Origin of the sequence: Micromonospora sp. WMMD975 (assembly GCF_029581215.1) — a bacterium.
GTDB lineage: Bacteria > Actinomycetota > Actinomycetes > Mycobacteriales > Micromonosporaceae > Micromonospora.
The window spans coordinates 227,823-243,557 of sequence record NZ_CP120739.1 but is presented as its reverse complement, the minus strand read 5'-3'; the positions used below and the strand labels follow the sequence as shown (position 1 = coordinate 243,557).

Sequence of the window (15,735 nt, the reverse complement as noted above, 5' to 3'; positions counted from 1 at the left end):
CTCTGCTTAGAACGCCTTGATGGTCTTCACCACCCAGGCGCCCTTGTGTCCCTGGTAGCCCTTGTCGATCCGCTTGAGGACCAGCGTGACCGTGTACGCGTCCTTGGGTGTGGTCTCACCCTTCTTCGCGACCCGGCCCACAGGGTAACTGAACCGCTTGGTGTATTCGATCTCCGCGCCGGACTGCGACTTCGCCGCCCACTTGTTGATCTTGTCGATGTTGTCGGCGACAACCGCGTCCACGGTCTGCTGGTAGGTGTCGCCGTTGAGGGTGGACGCCACACCCTTGGCCTTCGGGTCCGTGTCGGCACGCGTCGTGATCTCGGCGTCGGTCTTCCCCACGTGGTCCTTCGGGTGTGCGCCCGCGACCCCGTGATCGAGATCGATCTTGCCGCAGTTGTGGGCGAGCACCGGGACGTTGCCGGCGAAGACGTAGTAGGTGTGCAGGTCCGCGACGTTGAGGTTGTAGACGGTGGTCCGCTCGGTACGGGTCTCGACCTTGTCGACCTCGACGTGGCGCCCGTCCGCGGTGAGCAGCGACTGCCCCTGCCTCAGCTCGCCGGCCTTGACCCAGGCGTTGGCGTCGGTGGTCCAGAACGGGTGGTTCCAGGTGGCCGTGAGCGTCTCGGTCGCGGTGCCCCGGTCGCCGTCGGTGTCGATGGTGACCTTCGCCAGCACCTTGGTGCCCGAGCCCTTGATGGTCTCGATCACCCGGCCGGTCGCCGAGACGCCGACGAGCGCGTTCGCCGAGCGGACCTCGTCGCCGACGCGCAGCCGCTCGATGGCCTTACGACTGCCGTCGGCGAGCAGCACCTTCGTGCCCGGCGTGAAACTGTTCGGCACGTTGTCGCACTTCTTGGCGAGTTCGTCGAACACCCGCCACGCGTCGCGGAACTTGTCCCCGAGCCGACCCATGTTGATCCCGGCCGGCACCCAACCGGCGATCGGGATCGCACTGAGACCGGAGAGCACACCGCCCACCCAGTCACCCCGGGCGAAGGAGATGCCGGCGTCCACCCCGTCGCACGCCTCGCCGTACGCCGGCACCAGACCGCACACCGCGAGAACGAGCTGCACGACGTCGAGGATCAGGTCGGGGTTGTCCTTGACGAACTCCTTGATGTCGTCGACCATCTCGCAGCCGGGCCCGGTGTTCAGCCCGGCGGTGGTGCACTTCCCGGGCCGGACGAGCGCGTCGGCGAAGTCGACGTAGACCTTCGCGCACTCCGCGGTGAGCTGGGACGGCTGCACCATGCAGCTCCAGGTCCGGTGCTGCTCCAGCGCCGTACCGTTGCCGTCCCAGGCGCTGCCCGGCGCGGTGTTCCGCTGGGCGGCCTCCCACTCCTTCAGCTTGGTGTTGTAGATCTGCTCCGCTTCCCGGGCCGCCTGGTTCGCGGCGGCGGCGTCGGCGCCGGCCTGCTTCGCCGCCTGCCGGGCGTCCCGGGCGGCCTGCGCGGCCCCCGCGGCGTCCTGGCGGGCCCGCTTGGCTGCCGCGCCCGCCGTGGCGGCGGATTGGGCGGCCTGGTTGGCGCTGGCCTGGGCGGAGTTCGCGGCGTTGCGTGCCGTGGTGGCGGACTGGGCCGCCTGGTCCGCGGAGTTCTTCGCCGCGACCGCCGAGGTGTTCGCGTCGTTGGCGTACTCCGCGGCCTTGTCCGCCGACGCCTTCGCCTGGTCGGCGTACGTCTTCGCCTCCGCCGCCTTACCTGCCGCCACCGCCGCGACCCGATTCGCCTCGGCCGCGTCCGACACCGCCGACTGGGCGTACCGCTGCGCCTCCGCGATCAACGTCTGCACCGCCGCCACGTGCGCGACCTGCTCCTGATCACGCTGCGCGGCCTGGTAGCGGCCCGCCGTCAGGAAATACGAGATGTACGACGGCGGCCCCGCCAGAGCCACCTGCCCGGCCGCCTTCACCTGCGGCCCACCGGCATCCATCGTCCGGTAGACCTCAAGCCGCTCGTCCGAGGTACGGGCCGAATACTGCCCCGAACGCAGGAACTCGTGCCGCTCCGCGGCCGTCCCCGCCAACGCCCGCTCCGCCGCCGCCGTCACCGTCGGGCCGGACGTCTCCAGAATCTTGTAGATCGCCTGCCGATCAACCGTCGACTTACCCGCATAGTTCCGCGTCCGCAGGAACGCCTGCACCGCCGCGTCGTCACCGGCCAACGCCGCCTGCGCCGCCGTCTTCTCGTTCCCGTCCGGCAACGTGTCGACCAGATGCCACACCCGCGCCCGATCATCCTGACCCACCGCGACCCGACGGCCATCGGTCAACCACGACCGCAGCTCCACCTCACCGCCGGTCAGCGCCTCCGACGCCGACGCCTTGGTGTGCTCGCCACCGCTGGTCAACAGGTTGATCGCGGCGCGCCGGCCCCGGTCGAGCATGACCGCGGTGGTGGCACCCGACGCGGTTGCCTCGCTGAGCAGCTGACGGGTGGCCGGGTCGATCCGGTCCTCCTCCGCGGTGTCCCACAGCAACTTGCGGTTCCACGCCACCACGTCACCCACGGCGGCGTTCTTCGCCTGCTCGAACGCCTGCGCGTCCTGCGCCGCCAACACACCCTGCTCGGTGGACTCCGCCAACCGCGCGTCATCCTCCTCGCGCGCCAGCCGCTCCAACTCGACAGCCTTGTTCGCCGCCTCCACCGCCGTGTTCGCCGCCTCCACCGCAGCCGCCGCATGCTTCGCCGACTCCGCCGCCGCCTTCGCCGCGTCACCCGCCGCCGCAGCCGCAGCCTCCGCCGCGTCCGCCGCCGCCTCCGCATGCGCCGCCGCCCGCCGCGCGAACTCGAACGCCTCATCCGACGCCTTCGCCGCCGCCACCGCCAGCGCGTACGCCCGATCCGCCGCTCGCGACGCCGCAGCCGCCTGCGCCTGCGCCCGCGCCGCCGCGTCCCGCGCCCGCTTCGCCTGCGCCTCGGAGACGCCGGCCTGCGCGCCCGCCTTCCGCGCTTCGGCCGCCGCCGCGTCCGCGTTGGCGCTCGCGCCCTTCGCCGCGGTGCTCGCCGACTTCGCCTGGGCCAGCGCACGGTCCCGCTGTGCCCGCACCTGATCCAGCTCGCGCGCCTTGCGGGCCGCGTCCCGGGCCTGCTGGGCGGCCTGCCGAGCCGCTGCGGCCTTGCCCGCGTCCGTCCGGGCATCCGCCGCGGCCCGCTGCGCACGCGCGGCGGCCTGCGCGGTCAGGGAGGCGGCGGTGGTCGCCTTCCGGGCGGCGTCGGACGCCACCCGCGCCGCCCGCATGGCGGCGTTCGAGGCGCTCACCGCGTCCCGAGCGGCGTCGGCGGCACCGTCCGCCGCGTCGGCGGCCCGACCGGCGGCGGCCGACGCCTTGGCCGCGGCCCCGCCCGCCGCGGCGGTCTCGTCCGCCGCGATCTTGGCCTGCTTCTTGGCCTCCTCGGCCGCGTTCGCCGCCCGGTTCGATGCCTCCGTCGCGGCGAGCGACTCCCGGGCGGTGGTCTCGCTGGCCTGCTTCGCCTGCTCGGTCAGGCTGCGGATGGAAGCCAGTTCCTTGTCCCGCGCGCGAGCGACGAACTGGCCGGCGGTGATGAACTCCCGCAGGTCGTCGGCCGAGCCCTGGAGTGCCTGGGCGGCTGCCGTGTCGAGCACCGGACCGGAGTTGTTGGCCCCGCCGGTGAGCATCTGGGTCGCCGCCAGCCGGTCGTCCGCGACCGCCGCCGCGTCCCGCCCCTCGGCGAGGAACTCGGTGAGCTGCTCCGGGGTGCCGTCGAGCGCCTTCTGCGCGGCGGCCCGCATGGTCGGCCCGCCGGATTCGAGCAGGCGGTAGGCCCGTACCCGCTCGTCCGCGGCCCACGGCGCGCGCCAGCCCCCGTCGACGTACGCCTGGACGTCAGCCGGCGATCCGGCCAGGGCCTGGAGTGCGCCGGCCCGCATCGCCGGACCGTCCATCGAGGCGAGCGACTCCGCCGCGGCACGCGCGTCGGCGGCCCACGCCTCGTCCACCCCGCCCTCAAGGAACGTACGTATCGCGGCATCGTCGGCCAGCAGCATCTCGGCGGCGGCGCGCTTGACCGAGGGGGTGCCCTCGGTCACGTAGGTGACGAGCACCTCCCGGGCCACCGCCGGGTCCCACGGATATTCCTCGTCCTCGGCGCTTGCCGGCGCCGCCTGAATGAACGATCCGACAAGCACCGCCGCCGTCGCGACGGCGACGCGTCGCACCCAGCCGGGTGACAGTCGATGATTTTTGAAAAGCGCAGCCCGCATTGACTGTGCAGTCACAGCAACCCCCGTGGAAGCGAGACAAGACAGCCGGAATGCTATCGATCAGCAGCAGTGTCCACAAGGCCCGGTCGGACGCAATGATGGGCCGCCACCAATTGGCGACGGCCCATCATTTTGTATCGCCCGGTCAGTTCACCCGAAGCTCGACCAGGATGGCCTGCGGCAGGTTACCGCCCTCGCCCGGGTCGATCGGCACCGGCCGGTTCGGCGGGATGGTGAACTTCTTGTCGCCGTCCGGCAGTTTCGCCGTCGCCTCGACGGTCTCGTTGCCGGCCCGGATCCCGAAGGTCCCCGGGATCTCCAGGGTGAGATAGCCGGATGCGCCCAGCACCTTGAAGCAGTGGTAGAACCCGGAGACGTCGGGGATCTGCTCCACCTGGATCTCACCCACGGCGCACGGCTGGTCGTCGTCGATCGGCCGGGTCGCCGTCCACATGATGTGGCCGTCGCCCCTGAACAGCTTGATCCCGTGGTCCGCCAGGATCTTGTCGGCGCCCGGGTAGTTGAAGTCCTCCTCAATGGAGGGCGGGGTGTCCGCCGCCGCCGACATGGTTGCCGGAACAATCACCGCGGCACCGCCGGCGGCCACCGTCGCCGCCACAGCCCATCGCGCGATTTTCATTTACCACTCCAATCAGGTTTGGCGCAGGAAGAACACCCACGGGTGACTTTCACATGCGCTCAGGCATTCAGGAAAAACCGTCGAGAGAACCGTCACCGACCTCTTGACGTTGTCTCGAAAAGACCCGTGCGACGAGGAAAGGTGGCCGCATTTCGACACCCTCGGTGCGGTGCCGGCCCCGGCCTGCCGCCGCTTACGCGGCCCGTCCCCCGGCGAGCGCTCGCGCCACGGCGGGGCGGTTGCCCGCCCCGATGCGCTCATCGGACGCCCACATGGCCTGCCGGCCATCGGTGCGGAATGCCTCAACCTGATCGGAAGACCCGGCGACCGCCTGGGCGAGAGGCCGTTGATCTGCCTGCCGCGCCTCGGAGAGTCGCCCGCCCTGGGTGGGACTCGATCTGACGTGGACAGCATGCATCGACCGTGTAGTCACGGCAACCCCCGTGGAAGCGAGACAAGACAGGTGCACGCTATAGACCCCTGTCACCCTGCACAAGCGGTCAAAGGGTGCTCACTCCCCGTCCGGTCCGGGCGCGCCGCTCCCAGCAGGGAAAACAGTTCCGAAGCGACCGGCCTTGCCAGGTGAAAGTTTTCATGCATAGAGTCGTTCCGTGAATGAAAGCGGTGCCTCCAGCGCCGATCGCCTGCTCGACCTCTTCCACGGCGTCCGGCTCACCCCGACCCAGCGGCGCATCGCGCACTGCCTGGTGCGGCACGCGGGCGCGGCGGCCTACCTGTCCGCGGCCGAGGTGGCCGAGCTGGCAGGCGTCAGCCAACCGTCGGTGACCCGGTTCGCCATGGCGCTCGGGCACGACGGCTACCCCGCGCTGCGCCGCCGGCTGCGGGAGCTGAACGCGCCAGGCGCCGCCCAGCCGGCCGCCGCCGGGAACGCGCTGCAACGGGCGGTGCACGCCGAGATGGACAACCTCGACCGGCTCGCCGCCCAGCTCGCCGACGCCGACCGGATCGCCGAGGTGGGCAAGCTCCTCGCGGCCAGCCGCCCGCTGCCGGTGCTCGGGCTGCGCGCCGCCGCGCCGCTTGCCGCATACTTCGCGTACTTCGCCGCGAAGGTGCACCCGGACGTGCGGGTCCTCGACGACGGGGGCAGCCTGCTCGCCGACCGCCTCGACCAGGCCGTCGCGGCCGGCGCCACCGCGCTGCTCGCGTTCGTGCTGCCCCGCTACCCCCGGGAGACGCTCGACGCGCTGCGCGAGGCCCGCGACGCCGGGCTGACGGTGGTGGCGATCACCGACTCCCCGGTCAGCCCGGCCACCGACCACGCCGAGGTGGTGCTGCCCGCCGCCGTCGGCACCGACCTCGTCTTCGACCTGCACACCGCCCCGATGACCCTGGCCATGGTGGTGCTCCAGGCGATCTGCGACGCCGCGCCGGCCGAGGCTCAGGTCCGGCTCGAGGCGTTCGAGTCGTCCGCCGCCCGCCGCCAGTTGTTCCTCGGCTGAGAGGAGTACGAGATGCACCAGCCCGTCCGCGCCGCCCGCGGCACCGTACGCACCGCGAAGGGGTGGCCGCAGGAGGCCGCCCTGCGGATGCTGATGAACAACCTCGACCCGGAGGTGGCCGAGCGCCCGGAGGACCTGGTGGTCTACGGCGGCACCGGGAAGGCGGCCCGGGACTGGCCGTCCTACCACGCGCTGGTGCGGACGCTCACCGAGCTGCGCGACGACGAGACGATGCTGGTGCAGTCCGGCCGGCCGGTCGGGGTGATGCGGACCCACGAGTGGGCGCCGCGGGTGCTGCTTGCCAACTCCAACCTGGTCGGTGACTGGGCCACCTGGCCGGAGTTCCGTCGGCTGGAGTCGCTGGGCCTGACCATGTACGGGCAGATGACCGCCGGCTCGTGGATCTACATCGGCACCCAGGGCATCCTCCAGGGCACCTACGAGACGTTCGCCGCGGTCGCCGAAAAGCTCGCCGGCGCCCACGGCGACGGGCAGCAATCCAGCGGTGGCACGCTGGCCGGTACCCTCACCCTCACCGCCGGGTGCGGCGGGATGGGCGGGGCGCAGCCGCTGGCGGTCACCATGAACGGCGGCGTCTGCCTGATCGTGGACGTGGATCGGTCCCGGCTGGAGCGGCGGGCGCACGACCGCTACCTCGACGAGATAGCCGACTCGCTCGACGACGCGGTCGCCCGCGCACTGGCCGCGAAGCGGGACCGGCGGGCGCTCAGCGTGGGCGTGGTGGGCAACGCGGCCACCGTCTTCCCCGAGCTGCTGGCGCGCGGCGTCGAGATCGACATCGTGACCGACCAGACCAGCGCGCACGACCCGCTGTCCTACCTGCCGGAGGGGGTGGAACTCGCGGACGCGCGGGACTACGCGGTGGCCAAGCCGGCCGAGTTCACCGACCGGGCGCGGGCGTCGATGGCGAAGCACGTGGCGGCGATGGTCGGTTTCCTCGACGCGGGCGCGGAGGTCTTCGACTACGGCAACTCGATCCGCGGCGAGGCGAAGCTCGGCGGGTACGAGCGGGCGTTCGACTTCCCCGGCTTCGTGCCGGCGTACATCCGGCCGCTGTTCTGCGCGGGCAAGGGGCCGTTCCGGTGGGCGGCGCTCTCCGGCGACCCGCGCGACATCGCCGCCACCGACCGGGCGATCCTCGACCTGTTCCCGGAGAACGAATCCCTGGCCCGGTGGATGCGGATGGCCGGCGAGCGGGTGGCGTTCCAGGGCCTGCCGGCGCGGATCTGCTGGCTCGGCTACGGCGAGCGGGACAAGGCTGGGGTGCGGTTCAACGAGATGGTCGCCTCGGGCGAGTTGAGCGCGCCGGTGGTGATCGGCCGGGACCACCTGGACTGCGGCAGCGTGGCCAGCCCCTACCGGGAGACCGAGGCGATGGCCGACGGCTCCGACGCGATCGCCGACTGGCCGCTGCTCAACGCGCTCGTCAACACCGCGAGCGGGGCGTCCTGGGTGTCCATCCACCACGGCGGTGGGGTGGGCATCGGCCGGTCCATCCACGCCGGGCAGGTCTGCGTGGCCGACGGCTCCGCGCTGGCCGGGCAGAAGATCGAGCGGGTGCTCACCAACGACCCGGCGATGGGCGTGATCCGGCACGTCGACGCCGGCTACGACGACGCCCGCGAGGTCGCCGCGCGCACCGGCGTCCGCACCCCGATGGCGGAGCAAGGAGGGGCCCCTTGTTAACGCATTCGGTAGCGGAAGGGCCCCTTCCTAACCGGTTCCGGGAGCTGTGGGACGAGATCGCCCCGATCGGGCGGGACGGCGGCAGCGGCGGCTACCTGCGGTACGCGCTCAGCGAGCCGGAACGCGCCCTGCGGGGCTGGTTCCGGGAGCAGGCGGACCGGCGCGGCATGCCGGTCAGCGAGGACGGTAACGGCAACCTGTTCGCCTGGTGGGGCGACCCGGCGGCCGGCGACGCGGTGCTCACCGGCAGCCACTTCGACTCGGTGCCGCACGGCGGGGCGTACGACGGGCCGCTCGGCATCGTCAGCGCGTTCCTCGCCGTGGACGAGCTGCGGGCCGCCCTGGTCACCCCGGACCGGCCGATCGTGGTGGCCGCCTTCGTGGAGGAGGAGGGCGCGCGGTTCGGCGTACCCTGCCTGGGGTCGAGGCTGCTCACCGGCGAGATCGACATCGACCGCGCGGCCGGGCTGCGCGACCAGGCCGGGGTGACCTTCGCCGAGGCGTTGGGCGAGCGGCCGGCGGGCGCCGACCCGGTCCTGCTCGGCCGCTTCGCGGCCGTCGTGGAGCTGCACGTCGAGCAGGGCCGCGCGCTCGTCGACGCGGACGCGCCGGTCGCGGTGGCGTCCGCGATCTGGCCGCACGGCAGGTGGCGGTTCGACGTCACCGGCGAGGGCGACCACGCCGGTACGACCCGGATGGCCGACCGCCGCGACCCGATGCTCACCTTCGCGTTCACCGTGCTCGCGGCGAACAAGGAGGCCCGGCTGCGCGACGCGCACGCCACCGTGGGCCGGGTGTCGGTGGAGCCGAACGCGACGAACGCGATCCCGTCCCGGGTCACCGGTTGGCTGGACGCGCGGGCCGCCGAGGCGGAGACGCTGTACGGTCTGGTCGAGGCGGTACGCGCCAAGGCCACCGAGCGGGCCCGCCGGGACGGCACGGCGCTCACCTGCACGCCGGAGTCGACGACCCCGCTCGTCGCGTTCGACGGCGGGCTGGCGCGGCGGCTGGCGACGCTGCTCGACGCGCCGGTGCTGCCGACCGGTGCCGGGCACGACGCCGGGGTGCTTGCGGCGCACCTGCCGACCGCGATGCTGTTCGTGCGCAACCCGACCGGGGTGTCGCACTCCCCGGCCGAGTCCGCCACCGACGCCGACTGCGCGGCCGGGGTGGCCGCCCTGGCCCGGGTGCTGGAGGAGCTGGCATGCCGCTGACCCGCTGGCTGGCCGAGTACGCCTGGCTGCCCGACCACGCCGAGCCGACAGCGGACGTGCTGATCGAGGCGACGGACGGGCGGCTCACCGTGGTCACGCCGCTGACCGGCGGCGGTCCGCCGGCCGCCGGGGTGGCGGTGGACGCGACCCGGCTGCCCGGGCTGACGCTGCCCGGCCTGGCCAACGCCCACTCGCACGCGTTCCACCGGGCGCTGCGCGGGCGCACCCACGCCGGTCGGGGCGACTTCTGGTCCTGGCGGGACCTGATGTACGCGGTGGCCGCCCGCCTCGACCCCGACTCCTACCTGGCGCTGGCCCGGGCCGCGTACGCGGAGATGGCGCTCGCCGGGATCACCTGCGCGGGCGAGTTCCACTACCTGCACCACGGCCCCGGCGGCACCCCGTACGACGACCCGAACGCGATGTCCGCCGCGCTGGTGGAGGCCGCCGCGCACGCCGGGATCCGGCTCACCCTGCTGGACGCCGCCTACCTGACCGGGGGCGTGGACGGCGCGGAGCTGGTCGGGCCGCAGCGCCGGTTCGGCGACGGCGACGCGCTGCGCTGGGCGGACCGGGTCGACGCGTTCCGCCCGGCCGACGGGCACGTCCGGCTCGGCGCGGCGATCCACTCGGTGCGCGCGGTGCCGGCCGGGCAGCTCGCCACCGTCGCCGGCTGGGCCGACCGGCACGGGCTGCCGTTGCACGTGCACCTCTCCGAGCAGCCGGCCGAGAACGACGCCTGTCGGGCCGTGCACGGCCGCACCCCGACCCGCCTGCTCGCCGACCACGGCGTGCTGGGCCGGCACACCACCGCCGTACACGCCACCCACCCGACCGCCGCCGACGTCACGCTGCTCGGCGACAGCGGCACCGGCGTCTGCCTCTGCCCCACCACCGAGCGGGACCTGGCCGACGGGATCGGACCGGCCCGGCGGATCGCCGAGGCGGGCAGCCCGATCAGCCTGGGCAGCGACAGCCACGCCGTGGTCGACCTGTTCGAGGAGGCCCGCGCGGTGGAGCTGAACGAGCGGCTGCGCACCCGCAAACGCGGGCACTTCGACGCCGCCGAACTGCTCGCCGCCGCGACCGTCACCGGCCACGCCGCGCTCGGCTGGGGCGACGCCGGCCGGCTCGCCGTCGGCGACCGGGCGGACCTGGTGACGGTACGCCTGGACAGCGCCCGCACCGCCGGGGTGCCACCGGTGGGCGTGTTCTTCGCGGCCACCGCCGCCGACGTGACGCAGGTGGTGGTGGACGGCCGGACCGTGGTGGCCGACGGCCGGCACCTGACCGTGGACGTCCCCACCGAGTTGCGGGACGCGATCGCGGCGGTGCTCTCATGATCGGCAGCCTGCTGGTGGACAACATCGGCGAGCTGGTCACCAACGACGGCCGCAACGGCGACCCGCTGGGTGTCCGGCGCGACGCCGCCGTGCTGATCGAGGACGGGCAGGTGGCCTGGGTCGGTCCGGCCCGCTACGCGCCCGCCGCCGACCGGCGGCTCGACGCGGGCGGCGCGGCCGTGCTGCCCGGCTTCGTGGACAGCCACGCCCACCTGGTCTTCGCCGGGGACCGGGCGGCCGAGTTCGCCGCCCGGATGGCCGGCGCGCCCTACACCGGCGGCGGCATCCGCACCACCGTGGGCGCCACCCGCGCCGCCTCCGACGACGACCTGCGTGCCGCCGTGGGCCGGCTGCGCGCGGAGATGCTGCGGCAGGGCACCACCACCGTCGAGATCAAGAGCGGGTACGGGCTGACCGTCGCCGACGAGGCCCGCTCGCTGCGGATCGCCGGCGAGTTCACCGACGACACCACGTTCCTGGGCGCACACGTGGTCCCCGCCGAGTACGCCGACCGCCCGGACGACTACGTGGGCCTGGTGTGCGGGCCGATGCTGGCCGCCGCCGCGCCGTACGCCCGCTGGATCGACGTGTTCTGCGAGCGTGGCGCGTTCGACGCCGACCACGCCCGGGCGATCCTCGCCTGCGGGCAGGCCGCCGGGTTGGGCGTCCGGCTGCACGCCAACCAGCTCGGACCCGGACCGGGTGTGCGGCTCGGAGTGGAACTCGACGCGGCGAGCGTGGACCACTGCACCCACCTGTCCGACGCCGACGTGGACGCGCTCGCCGGCGCGGAGACGGTCGCCACGCTGCTGCCCGGAGCCGAGTTCTCCACCAGGTCGCCCTACCCGGACGCCCGCCGGCTGCTCGACGCGGGCGTGACCGTGGCGCTGGCGACCGACTGCAACCCCGGCTCGTCGTACACCTCGTCGATGCCGTTCTGCGTCGCGCTCGCCGTACGCGAGATGCGGATGACCCCGGCGGAGGCGGTGTGGGCCGCCACCGCCGGCGGTGCGGCGGCGCTGCGCCGCACCGACGTCGGCCGGCTGACCCCCGGGTCCCGGGCCGACCTGGTCATCCTCGACGCCCCGACCCACCTGCACCTGGCCTACCGGCCGGGGGTGCCACTGATCCGCCAGGTTCTGCACAACGGAGTGCCGCGATGACCACCGTCACCATCCTGCCCACCGGGGTCTCCCCCGCCGACGTGCTCGCGGTCGCCCGCGGCACCGCCAAGGTCGTGCTCGACCCCGCCACCGTCGAGGCCATGGCCACCAGCCGGTCCATCGTGGACGGCATCGAGGCCGCCGGCCGCCCGGTGTACGGCGTCTCGACCGGGTTCGGGGCGCTCGCCAACACGTTCGTCGCGCCGCAGCGGCGGGCCGAGTTGCAGCACGCGCTGATCCGCTCGCACGCGGCCGGGGTGGGCGCGCCGATGCCCCGCGAGGTGGTGCGCGCCATGATGCTGCTGCGGGTACGCTCGCTCGCGCTCGGCCGCTCCGGCGTCCGCCCGCTCGTCGCCGAGGCCCTCGTCGACCTGCTCAACCACGAGATCACCCCGTGGGTGCCGGAACACGGCTCGCTCGGCGCCTCGGGCGACCTGGCGCCGCTCGCGCACTGCGCGCTCGTGCTACTCGGCGAGGGCTGGGTGCTCGGCCCGGCCGGGGAACGGCTCGACGCCGCCGAGGCGCTGCGCCGGGCCGGGCTGACGCCGATCGAGCTGGCCGCCAAGGAGGGGCTGGCGCTGATCAACGGCACCGACGGCATGCTCGGCATGCTGCTGCTGGCGGTCCGGGACGCGCGGCACCTGTTCGCCATGGCCGACGTCACCGCGGCGCTCGCGATCGAGGCGATGCTCGGCTCGGAGCGGCCGTTCCTGCCCGAACTGCACGCCATCCGCCCACACCCCGGTCAGGCCGCCTCGGCCGCGAACATCCACCTGCTGCTCCAGGGCTCGGGCGTGATGGACTCGCACCGCGACGACCTGGCCCACGCGGTGCAGGACGCGTACTCGATGCGCTGCGCGCCGCAGGTGGCCGGCGCGGCCCGGGACACGCTCGACTTCGTCGAGGTGGTGGCCGGCCGGGAGCTGCTGTCCGTGGTGGACAACCCGGTGGTGCTGCCGGACGGGCGGGTCGAGTCGACGGGCAACTTCCACGGCGCGCCGCTCGGCTTCGCCGCCGACTACCTGGCCATCGCCGCCTCCGAGGTGGGCGCGATCGCCGAACGGCGGGTGGACCGGCTGCTCGACGTCGCCCGCAACCGGGACCTGCCCGCGTTCCTCTCCCCCGACGCCGGGGTGAACTCCGGGCTGATGATCGCCCAGTACACGGCGGCCGGCATCGTGGCGGAGAACCGCCGGCTGGCCGCGCCCGCCTCCGTCGACTCGCTGCCCACAAGCGGCATGCAGGAGGACCACGTCTCGATGGGCTGGGCGGCCACCAGGAAGCTGCGTACCGTGCTGGACAACCTGACCAGCCTGCTCGCGGTGGAGCTGCTGGCGGCGGTACGCGGGCTCCAGCTCCGCGCGCCGCTGGAGCCGTCCCCGGCGGGCCGGGCCGCCCTGGACGTGCTGGGCGACACGATCGGCCCCCCAGGCCCGGACGTCTTCCTGGCCCCGCTGATGGAGGCGGCGCGCACCGTCGTCGCCACCCCCGCCCTGCGCACCGCAATCGAGCACCACCTGGGCCCCCTCCGCTGAGCCTCCCGCGCTGGACCCCGCGCAGATTCACGGAAAGCGTGGCTATCCACGCGCGAATAGCCACGCTTTCCGTGAATCAGGGCCGGGCGGGCGCGGCGGGCGCGGCCGGCGGGCGGGCGGGCGGGGCGGTTGCGGCGGGTGGTTAAGGGGTGGGTGGGAGCACCTTGGCGATCAGCTTGGCCAGCTCGCGCAGGGCCTTGCCGCGGTGGCTCACCGCGTCCTTCTCCTCGGGGGTCAGTTCGGCGTTCGTGCGGGTCTGCCCGTCGCCCAGGAAGATCGGGTCGTAGCCGAAGCCGCCCTCGCCGCGCGGCGCGCGCAGCAGCCGCCCGGGCTGCCGGCCGTCGACCAGGTGTTCCTTGCCACCCGGCAGCACCAACGCGACGGTGCACACGAACGCGGCGCCGCGATGCTCGTCCGGCACGTCGCCCACCTGGTCCAGCAGGAGCTGGAGGTTGGCGCGGTCGTCGCCGTGCCGGCCGGACCAGCGGGCGCTGAACACGCCGGGCATGCCGTTCAGCGCGTCCACCGCGATGCCGGAGTCGTCGGCGATCGTCGGCAGGCCGGTGCGCCGGCAGCCCTCCCGCGCCTTGATCAGCGCGTTCTCGCCGAACGTGAGACCGGTCTCCGGCAGCTCCGGATATTCCTCGACGTCGTCGAGGCCGAGCAGGGCGACCCGGTGGGCGCCGAGCGCGCCGTCCAGGATCCGCTGCAACTCGACGAGCTTCTTACGGTTGCGGGTGGCCAGGAGCACCTTGGTGTCGGTCACAGGTTGAGCGCCTTCCGCTGCGCGTCGGCCAGTTCCAGGCAGCCCGCCACGCCCAGGTCGAGCAGGGCGTCGAGCTGGTCGCGGGCGAAGACGCCGGCCTCGCCCGTCCCCTGCACCTCGACGAAGTCACCGGTGCCGGTGCAGACCACGTTCATGTCCACCTCGGCGGTCACGTCCTCGGCGTAGCAGAGGTCGATCATCGGCTCGCCGCCGATCACCCCGACGCTCACCGCGCCCACCGAGCGGTGCATCACCTTCTCCACCCGGCCGGTGAGCGACTTGCGTTCGGCCAGCCAGGTGACCGCGTCGTACAGGGCGACGTACGCGCCGGTGATGGCCGCGGTGCGGGTGCCGCCGTCGGCCTGGAGCACGTCGCAGTCGAGCACGACCGAGTTCTCGCCGAGCGCCTTGAGGTCGACGCAGGCGCGCAGGCTGCGACCGATCAGCCGGGAGATCTCGTGCGTCCGGCCGCCGATCTTGCCCCGGACGCTCTCCCGGTCCGAGCGGGTGTTGGTGGCCCGGGGCAGCATCGCGTACTCGGCGGTCACCCAGCCGAGCCCGGAACCCTTGCGCCAGCGGGGCACGCCCTCGGTGACGCTCGCCGTGCAGAGCACCCGGGTCGCGCCGAACTCGACGAGCACCGAACCCTCCGGGTGGGTGCTCCAGCCGCGGGTCAGGGTCACCGGTCGGAGTTGGTCGGGCCGCCGCCCGTCAGGTCGCGCCATGCCTGCACCCTATGTGGTACGCCGATCGCACCGCCTGCCGGTGCCCGCCGGCCCGCGACCGCGTCGTCAGACGTCGTAGCCGGCGCCGGCCCGGACCACCTCGATCGGCCCGGCGTACGCCCCGGCCGCCGACTCCACGGTGTGCGACTCGCTGCCCCAGGCGGGGACGAGATGGGTGAGCAGCAGCCGGCCCACCCCCGCCTTGGTGGCCGCCTCGCCGGCCTCGCGGCCGGTCAGGTGCAGGTCAGGCGGGTTGTCCATCCCGTCGAGGTAGCTGGCCTCGCAGAGGAAGGCGTCGGCGCCCTGGGCCAGGCGCAGCAGCGCCTCACAGGGCGCGGTGTCCGACGAGTAGCAGAACACCCGGCCGTCGTGCTCCAGCCGCACCCCGTACGTCTCGATGGGGTGGTTCATCCGGTCGACGGTCGCGGTGAACGGGCCGATCGGGAACGTGCCGGGCTGGAGGCCGTAGAACTGGTAGACGTCGTCGACCGTGGCGTCCTCCTGCCCGTACGCGGTGGCCAGCCGGTCCGGCGCGCCGGAGGGCGCGTACATCGGCAGCGGCGGGTAGGGGCCGTCCGGGGCGTACCGGCGCACCACCACGTACGACACGGCGTCGAGCATGTGATCGCAGTGCAGGTGGGTGAGGAGCACGGCGTCGGGCGAGTGCAACCCGACGTAACGCTGGAGCGTGGAGAGCGACCCCGGACCGAAGTCGATCAGGAGGCGGAATCCCTCCGCTTCGAGCAGGTAGGCCGAGCAGGGTGATTCGGGGCCCGGAAAGCTGCCGGCACAGCCGAGGACGGTCAGTCGCATCCGGTTGCCTCGATCTCACGGTGGGTAGTCGACGCGTCGGCAGCCGCCCCGCCGTTGATCACCATCGACGCGCTCGCCACGCTGCGCAGCCTACGCGGCAGCCCGGTCGGGCAAGAATCATCTACCGGAAGTTGTCATCAAC

The 15,735-nt window shown here is 73.5% G+C and carries 11 protein-coding genes; 6 read left to right on the top strand and 5 right to left on the bottom strand.

Features of this window, described 5'->3' with window-relative positions:
- Positions 1–6 precede the first annotated feature (6 nt).
- Together O7613_RS01105 and O7613_RS01100 are read right to left on the bottom strand one after the other, a co-directional pair.
- Positions 7–4,182, bottom strand: coding sequence for a polymorphic toxin-type HINT domain-containing protein (locus tag O7613_RS01105; protein ID WP_282291519.1), 4,176 nt, complete (start codon positions 4,180–4,182; stop codon positions 7–9).
- A gap of 190 nt (positions 4,183–4,372) precedes the next feature.
- A complete protein-coding gene (locus O7613_RS01100; protein ID WP_282291517.1) occupies positions 4,373–4,867 on the bottom strand; it encodes a hypothetical protein in 495 nt (164 codons plus the stop codon).
- A gap of 611 nt (positions 4,868–5,478) precedes the next feature.
- On the opposite strand from O7613_RS01100, the gene O7613_RS01095 reads away from it, so the two are divergent.
- The 6 genes from O7613_RS01095 to hutH are packed head-to-tail and all read left to right on the top strand — an operon-like array spanning position 5,479 to position 13,289.
- The gene (locus O7613_RS01095; protein ID WP_282291515.1) at positions 5,479–6,327 is read left to right on the top strand and encodes a MurR/RpiR family transcriptional regulator; all 849 of its coding nucleotides are present in this window, start codon (positions 5,479–5,481) and stop codon (positions 6,325–6,327) included.
- A gap of 12 nt (positions 6,328–6,339) precedes the next feature.
- Positions 6,340–8,034 (top strand): urocanate hydratase, encoded by a 1,695-nt coding sequence (gene hutU / locus O7613_RS01090; RefSeq protein ID WP_282291514.1) that lies wholly within the window; start codon positions 6,340–6,342, stop codon positions 8,032–8,034.
- The gene (locus O7613_RS01085; protein WP_282291513.1) at positions 8,028–9,248 is read left to right on the top strand and encodes an allantoate amidohydrolase; all 1,221 of its coding nucleotides are present in this window, start codon (positions 8,028–8,030) and stop codon (positions 9,246–9,248) included. The genes hutU and O7613_RS01085 overlap by 7 nt, the downstream gene beginning before the upstream one ends.
- On the top strand, positions 9,245–10,591 hold the full coding sequence (locus tag O7613_RS01080; protein ID WP_282294448.1) for a formimidoylglutamate deiminase: 1,347 nt from the start codon (positions 9,245–9,247) through the stop codon (positions 10,589–10,591). The genes O7613_RS01085 and O7613_RS01080 overlap by 4 nt, the downstream gene beginning before the upstream one ends.
- Positions 10,591–11,754, top strand: a complete 1,164-nt coding sequence (gene hutI / locus O7613_RS01075) for an imidazolonepropionase (RefSeq protein WP_282294447.1) — start codon at positions 10,591–10,593, stop codon at positions 11,752–11,754. Before O7613_RS01080 ends, hutI begins: the two co-directional genes overlap by 1 nt.
- Entirely contained in the window at positions 11,751–13,289 is a 1,539-nt protein-coding gene (gene hutH, locus O7613_RS01070) for a histidine ammonia-lyase (RefSeq protein WP_282291512.1), read from the top strand. The genes hutI and hutH overlap by 4 nt, the downstream gene beginning before the upstream one ends.
- A gap of 142 nt (positions 13,290–13,431) precedes the next feature.
- On the opposite strand, the gene rdgB is transcribed toward hutH, so the two are convergent.
- The 3 genes from rdgB to O7613_RS01055 form a co-directional block, all read right to left on the bottom strand.
- Positions 13,432–14,055 (bottom strand): RdgB/HAM1 family non-canonical purine NTP pyrophosphatase, encoded by a 624-nt coding sequence (gene rdgB / locus O7613_RS01065; protein ID WP_281584658.1) that lies wholly within the window; start codon positions 14,053–14,055, stop codon positions 13,432–13,434.
- On the bottom strand, positions 14,052–14,780 hold the full coding sequence (gene rph / locus O7613_RS01060; protein ID WP_282291510.1) for a ribonuclease PH: 729 nt from the start codon (positions 14,778–14,780) through the stop codon (positions 14,052–14,054). Before rph ends, rdgB begins: the two co-directional genes overlap by 4 nt.
- 66 nt (positions 14,781–14,846) lie before the next feature.
- Positions 14,847–15,593, bottom strand: coding sequence for an MBL fold metallo-hydrolase (locus O7613_RS01055; protein ID WP_281584660.1), 747 nt, complete (start codon positions 15,591–15,593; stop codon positions 14,847–14,849).
- Between the last annotated feature and the right edge of the window lie 142 nt (positions 15,594–15,735).